Raw genomic sequence first — 6,135 nt, 5'->3', positions numbered from 1 at the left:
CCTCACTCCCCCACTCCCCCTACGGATACTCCGCCCTCAGCACCTCATCCTGCTCATCCGCGATCGTCGCCACAATCGTCATCAGCCGCGAAATTTCACCTGGGTTTATATCTTCTAACACCCGATTCGCCAAAATCACGATGTCCTGGTTCAAAATGCCAAAGCAGGCTTCAAAGGTTTCGCCGCAGTTGAGCTTGAGCAGATGGCGCATTAGGCCAGCTTCATCCTGCACGGGGAGCTGATGTACCGGAGCCCAGACCGTTAGCGTATCGTCGTCGTTCTGACCGGTCAGCTGGACAAAAACCTCAACCGTCCCATATTTAAACTTCCACAGATAGCCCTGCTCAGACCGGCTAACCATAGCGCTATCATCCTGGTCGAGGCTGGAGATGACGGTCTCAATCACCTCAAGATGGCTGGCCACGATCTCAGCTTCACCCTGATCAGGGTCAGGCGAAAGGGTTTCAAAGTCAATTGAGTTGGCGGCCATGGATACTCCAGGATTGCAGAGGTATCCCAACTTTAGCGCTGCTTCAGGCAAATGAAAAGCGGATGCAAAGGCCGGTTCAGATTGGCCCGAGCGCCCCGCTAGCCAGATTAAAACGGCGGCCGATGTCGAATCAGGCTCAAAAATTCTTCGCGAGTTTTAGCCTCTTTTTGGAAGACACCCAGCATCGAGCTAGTCACTGTCCAGGACCCCGGCTTTTGGACGCCGCGCATGACCATACAGAGGTGGCTGGCCTCCATCACCACTGCCACGCCCTGGGGCTTTAGCACCGACTGAATCGCTTCGGCAATTTGCCGGTTTAGCCGCTCCTGCACCTGCAAGCGGCGGGCATACATCTCCACAATTCGGGCCAGCTTACTCAGGCCCACAACCCGCTGGTTTGGGATATAGGCCACGTGGGCTCGACCGGTAAAGGGCAGCAGGTGATGTTCACAAAGGCTAAAAAAGTCGATATCGCGCACCAGCACCATTTCATCGTGGCCTTCATCAAAAATGGCGCCGTTGACGATGTCATCTAGCGACTGGTGGTAGCCCTGGGTCATAAAGCGCATCGCCGCCGCCACCCGCTGCGGCGTTTTCAGCAGGCCTTCTCGATCCGGGTCTTCGCCAACCGCTTCCAGTACGGTTTGCACCGCCGCGAGCATCGGTTCGTCCATCGCTTCGTCAGACGGGCTGATCCGAATCTGGGCCATCTGCCCCTCAAGGTTTTGCCGATGGGACTTACCACGGTCGGGGCGAATTTCGGGCTGGGGCATTGCCGGGGCTGTTCAAACCTCCAAAGTCGGCGGCTGGGCGGTATCGAAGCTAAATATGGGCTTCAGTCTGCTCGGTAAACTCGCCGATCTGGCGAAACTTTTCGTAGCGGCGATCGCGGCGCTGGTCGCCGCTCATCTGGAGCAGCCGGGCTAGATTTTGCGATAGGGCCTGCTGAAGCGTTTCCGCCGCCATGAGCGGATCCGCGTGGGCACCGCCAATCGGCTCTGGCAGCAGCTGATCCAAAATGCCGACCTGCTTCAGGTCCCAGGCGGTGATCTTCAGCGCCTCGGCGGCCTGGTTGGCCCGGGCAGCGTCCTTCCAGAGGATGGCCGCGCAGGCTTCTGGGCTGGCGACGTAGTAGACCGAATGCTCAAACATCATCAGGTGGTCGCCGACACCGACACCGAGGGCGCCACCGGAGCCGCCTTCGCCAATGACCGTACAGAGAATCGGCACTTCCAAGCGAAACATTTCCCGTAGGTTGTACGCGATCGCTTCTCCCTGACCCATCTGCTCGGCTTCCATTCCCGGCCAGGCTCCAGGCGTATCGATAAAGGTAAAAATGGGCATGCCAAAGCGGTCAGCGTGCTCCATCAGCCGCATGGCCTTGCGATAGCCGCCGGGGGCCGCCATGCCAAAATTGCGGGTGACGTTATCCTTGGTGTCGCGTCCCTTTTGATGGCCCAGCATGACCACGGGTCGGCCTTCAAACCGGGCAATACCGCCTACCATGGCTGGGTCGTCTTTGCCCGAGCGGCGATCGCCGTGCAGCTCGATCCACTCTTCGCTGATCGCCTGGATATAGTCCAGGGTGCTGGGCCGACGGGGATGACGGGCGACCTGAATCCGCTGGGCCGGAGACAGGCTGGTAAAAATTTCCTGCCGCAGCTGCTGCGCCCGCGACTCCAGCTGATGGATCTGGTCTGACACATCGACGCTGTTGACCTCTGCCAGCTCACGGATTTGCGAAATCCGGGCCTCTAGCTCAGCCAGCGGTTTTTCAAAATCTAACAGGATTGGCTTCCGCTCTGTCGTTGCCATAGGTCGGGTAAACGCACTTCAAGACCATAACTAGCCTAGCGCAACCCGTAGCCCCGCTCTTAAGGAATTCGCCTGGCTGCCAGACGGCTGCCAAAAGGGCTAAGTCAGCAGCGGCCGAAAACCATGCTTACGCGAAGCCGCGCCGATCATATCCATCTTCTCCAGGGTGATTTGATTGCGGCCCCAGGAAAAATTGGTGTACCATTTCTCAAATTCCAGCAGCATCGACTCGGCAAAGCAGGCAAAGAGCTGCCGCGCGGGCACATCCATGTTGACAATATTCATAATATGCCAGTCAATATCGAGGGAATGCTCCACGATTCCCCCTTTGATCACATGAATGTCGGGATGCGCAAACTGGGTGTCGAGGTTCTTGGGATAGCCACCGTCTATCATCAGGCAAGGTCGCTTCAGCGAATCTAAGTCCACACTGACACCCTTAGGCATGCTGGCCACCCAGACGACGATATCGGCCTGCGGTAGGGCGGCCTCTAGCGCTGTGGGCTGGCCAAAGCCCAGCTCTTCCTGAAGGGCGCTTAGCCGCTCCTGATTGCGAGCAACTAGCAGCAGCTCCTTCACGCCGGTGCGCGCCGTGAGCCAGCGACAGACGGCGCTGCCAATGTCACCCGTCGCACCGCAGACAGCGACCGTAGCAGCTGAGAGGTCAATACCGTGCTTCGGGGCTCCCGCCTCGACCTGCTTACAGATAATGTAGGCCGTATGGGTATTGCCGGTCGTAAATTTCTTAAAATCTAGCTCCAGGTTGCGGACGCGCTTGATCTGCTCCAGCTTAAAATTCTCAAACACGATGGAGGAAAAGCCGCCTAGGGCAGTGATATCAACGCCGTTCTTTTGGGCATGGGCCATGGCGTTGAGAATTTTGCGAGTCGCGGCTTTGATCCGCCGCGATGCCAGCATTTCAGGGAGAAAGCAGGATTCGACATACTTCCCTTCGATCTTTTGTCCGGTGGCGCTGGTTACCTCAATATGATCGACGATCTGCGGCGGGGCACTGCACCAAAAATCGAGATCCTGATCCGCATATTCTGGGTATCCCAGGTCGCGGGCAACGGATTGGGCATGGTTCAGGCTTGTGAGATGACCAATTAGACCAAACATGTAGGTTGTGGGCAGAATGAATAGGGGTAAGACAGCGAAGAAAAAAGAATGTCAACAGTCTCACCAATTGGGAATCGGTGAGACTGCCTAAACTAAGGGCTAGCAGCCGTGACGACCGCTATTGAAACGGGCTAAGCCGCAGCCAGGCCCTGGGCCGAAAGTTTCATCACTTCCCGGCTGTTGAAACCAATGTTGGCCAGGGCTTCGCCGTAGGTGATCATAAAGTCTTCCACCAGAGCGTCTTTTTCCATCCCCAGTACGGCGGCATCGGTCTCGACCTGGTTGAGCATCTTCCAGACCAGCGGCAGGTTCTGACGGTTGGCTGCTTCTAGTTCGGCCTTGGCTTCGGCAAAATTAGCCTTGAGCCATTCTTCGCCAAAGTTCAGATGCAGGTATTCGTCTTTGACAACGCCCTCAGTAATTTTGCGAGCAAAGTCGTCGGCGACGGGAATGTAGATGTTGTAGGCCGCGATCGCAAAGGTCTCAATAATCAGCGACTGAATCAGCAGGCAGGTCACGATTTTGCCTTCCTGCCAGGCGGTTTGAAAATTGTCGTGCAGCGGCGAGAAAAACGCTTTGGCAAAGGGCATGTCCGGCGTCACATCCAGGTTCCGCCCGCAGGCCTGAAATCCTTTCATGTGACGATTTTCCATCTTGGCCAACTTGAGCAAATCGTCCTTGTGCTCAGAAAGCCGCTCGGCGAGCTGCTTATAGTTATCATTGGCTTCGAGCTCACCTTCGATTACAATCGCGTTGATGCGGCTGTAGGCGTCTTTGTACCCTTCACTCTGGAAGTCGATGACTGGGCTGGCTTCAAGCTGCGGCATATCTATTACTATCCATAAGTTGCGGTCAACCAATTTAGCGCGGCTGTTTGGAAACTAGAAGGCAGAAGTCCGGATCTCTGCACAAGTCTGTCTTTCTGCACAGCCATTGCTCAAATCGGTTCAATATACCCTATCAGATCCACATCAGAAAGTTATCTGCCAGGGTGCGGACTGAGACCGGCCTTTAAATTTTGGCCGATTCCTCACCCAATCTTTAAACAAATCTTAGTAGACCTCAGGATCTCTAAATCAAGTCGGCATCTTTAAGTTAACCAGAAGTTCAACCCATCCGGCCAGGTTTGCTCGCGGAGATTTAAGCGGAGCCGTGCCACTCGGTCTAGGCGTCTAAGCCCCATCAGGGCTGTCAGGCAGGACGCGCAGGCGAATTGTCCGCATCGCCGGACTGTCGATTTCCCCCAGCCGCACCTCGATCCGTTCGCTACAGAGCGGCTGTAGGGCACTGAGCAGCGATCGCAGCTGCGGCGTACTCTCACCGCTATCGACATAGACCCGCTCGGCCAGGGCATTCATCCGCTTCCAGGCGGTGTATAGCTTGGCGGCGGCCTGCTCCAGCTGGGTGGCCTGGTTGACCAGGTCGGCGGTGCTGTTCAGGCAGCCCACTCGCAGGGCTTCGTCGAGCGCCTGCTCCAGGTTGACGACTTCCGGGTCGAGGGCCTGCACCTGACTGGCGGCGGCGATGTACTTAGACAGATAGCGGGCTTCTGAGGTCACCTGCTTCAGCGTGTCGATGTCTGGGCTGGCGGCGACTTCGGTTTTGAGGGTGGCCTGGTGGGCCGGGGGCAGCTTTTGCATTTCCTTCACTAGCGGCGCTAGGTAGCGGGTGGGGATAGTGTTATTCGCCGCTTTCTCCCGCACGGTCTCAGGGATCAGGTCAGAGGACATCGCGGTCCATTCGTCCGACAGCTGGCGCACCTCGCGGCGGGTAATCTGCTCGCCCCGGCGGGCGGCTTCGCTGACGATCTGCTGCACCTCGGGCGATGACTGGGCCGTTTCCATGAAGGCCCGCTTGCTGAACTGGTTGACGTCTCGGGTTTCCAGCAGGCCGTCTTGCAGCATCTGGTCGGCACTGTTGGCCAGGTCGATCAGCGCGTAGGCCTGGCTTTTGCTCAGGTCCCGGTCCTTCAGCCAATTTAAAAAGCCGCTGCCGCCGCCGCCGCGCTTTTCGCGATCGCGCACCGCCCGCAGAATCCGCCCGCGCCAGATGTCGGTTTGCAGGTCAAAGCGATCGCACACCTGCCAGGCGACCTCAATCTGCTGCTGAAAATCCGCATCGGAGAGCTCCCCTTCCGGATCGGGAATCTTAAAGTCGAGGATGTCATCGGTACCATCGGCGCTAATATCCGTCGCAAAATGTTTGGCCGCAGTCATACCGGTGTCAGAGAAACAAACGAACTATTATGTCATACTCCCCAGCCGAGCACCCAGCGCACCAGCTCGATGATCAGCACCGACACACCTACCACCAGGGCTACCAACGCCGCAATAATCAGGCCGCCCAGCAGCCGATCAACCAGGCTGGGGGGTCTGGGACTGCCCAGATGGCGCTCTAGCAGGGCGGCATTTTTGACATTCGCCTTCCAGGCCACGTCGAACAGATCGCCGAAGAGGGGAATCGTTCCCAAAATGACTTCGAGCAGAATATTCGTCCCCATTCGCCCCAGGGTGCTGGCAGGCATCCCCAGCCGGACGCCCTCCACCACGATGTAAACCGACATCAGCCCGGTCACCAGGTCACCGCCGCCCGGCAGCAGCCCGATGATCGGGTCGAGGCCGATGCGGTAGCCGCCGGGCAGGGGGATGGCGTTGTCGAGCAGGTGACTGAGGCGGCGGACGCGTTTGAGGGTGGTGGCGTGGGGTGAGGGG

General features: G+C 57.7%; 7 protein-coding genes. All 7 read right to left on the bottom strand.

The window, feature by feature from the left end; translation table 11 throughout:
* Positions 1 to 19: 19 nt before the first annotated feature.
* Positions 20 to 490: a YbjN domain-containing protein gene (locus IQ241_RS24740; protein ID WP_193912415.1), complete on the bottom strand. Its 471-nt coding sequence runs from the start codon at positions 488 to 490 to the stop codon at positions 20 to 22.
* A gap of 107 nt (positions 491 to 597) precedes the next feature.
* Positions 598 to 1,263 carry a GTP cyclohydrolase I FolE gene (folE, locus tag IQ241_RS24735; protein WP_193912413.1) on the bottom strand — a complete coding sequence of 222 codons (666 nt, stop codon included), beginning with the start codon at positions 1,261 to 1,263 and terminating at the stop codon, positions 598 to 600.
* Positions 1,264 to 1,312: 49 nt separating this feature from the next.
* On the bottom strand, positions 1,313 to 2,305 hold the full coding sequence (locus IQ241_RS24730; protein ID WP_193912411.1) for an acetyl-CoA carboxylase carboxyltransferase subunit alpha: 993 nt from the start codon (positions 2,303 to 2,305) through the stop codon (positions 1,313 to 1,315).
* A gap of 99 nt (positions 2,306 to 2,404) precedes the next feature.
* Complete coding sequence (locus IQ241_RS24725; RefSeq protein ID WP_193912409.1) at positions 2,405 to 3,424, bottom strand: long-chain acyl-[acyl-carrier-protein] reductase; 1,020 nt, start codon at positions 3,422 to 3,424, stop codon at positions 2,405 to 2,407.
* A 131-nt stretch (positions 3,425 to 3,555) separates the two neighbouring features.
* A complete protein-coding gene (locus tag IQ241_RS24720; protein ID WP_193912407.1) occupies positions 3,556 to 4,251 on the bottom strand; it encodes an aldehyde oxygenase (deformylating) in 696 nt (231 codons plus the stop codon).
* 345 nt (positions 4,252 to 4,596) lie between these two features.
* Positions 4,597 to 5,640: a hypothetical protein gene (locus tag IQ241_RS24715; protein ID WP_193912405.1), complete on the bottom strand. Its 1,044-nt coding sequence runs from the start codon at positions 5,638 to 5,640 to the stop codon at positions 4,597 to 4,599.
* A 32-nt stretch (positions 5,641 to 5,672) separates the two neighbouring features.
* Positions 5,673 to 6,135, bottom strand: a 463-nt coding sequence (locus IQ241_RS24710) for a DUF4112 domain-containing protein (RefSeq protein WP_193912403.1), incomplete at its 5' end; no start/stop codon positions are given.

This window comes from Vasconcelosia minhoensis LEGE 07310 (assembly GCF_015207255.1).
In the GTDB taxonomy this organism is placed as follows: domain Bacteria; phylum Cyanobacteriota; class Cyanobacteriia; order Phormidesmidales; family Phormidesmidaceae; genus Vasconcelosia; species Vasconcelosia minhoensis.
The sequence above is the reverse complement of the archived record's forward strand: the minus strand, read 5'-3'. Positions and strand labels throughout refer to the sequence as shown.

Coding starts and splice junctions, on each gene's coding strand:
- IQ241_RS24740 (WP_193912415.1), bottom strand. CDS start 490: ATGGCCGCCAACTCAATTGACTTTGAAACCCTTTCGCCTGACCCTGAT.
- folE (WP_193912413.1), bottom strand. CDS start 1,263: ATGCCCCAGCCCGAAATTCGCCCCGACCGTGGTAAGTCCCATCGGCAA.
- IQ241_RS24730 (WP_193912411.1), bottom strand. CDS start 2,305: ATGGCAACGACAGAGCGGAAGCCAATCCTGTTAGATTTTGAAAAACCG.
- IQ241_RS24725 (WP_193912409.1), bottom strand. CDS start 3,424: ATGTTTGGTCTAATTGGTCATCTCACAAGCCTGAACCATGCCCAATCC.
- IQ241_RS24720 (WP_193912407.1), bottom strand. CDS start 4,251: ATGCCGCAGCTTGAAGCCAGCCCAGTCATCGACTTCCAGAGTGAAGGG.
- IQ241_RS24715 (WP_193912405.1), bottom strand. CDS start 5,640: ATGACTGCGGCCAAACATTTTGCGACGGATATTAGCGCCGATGGTACC.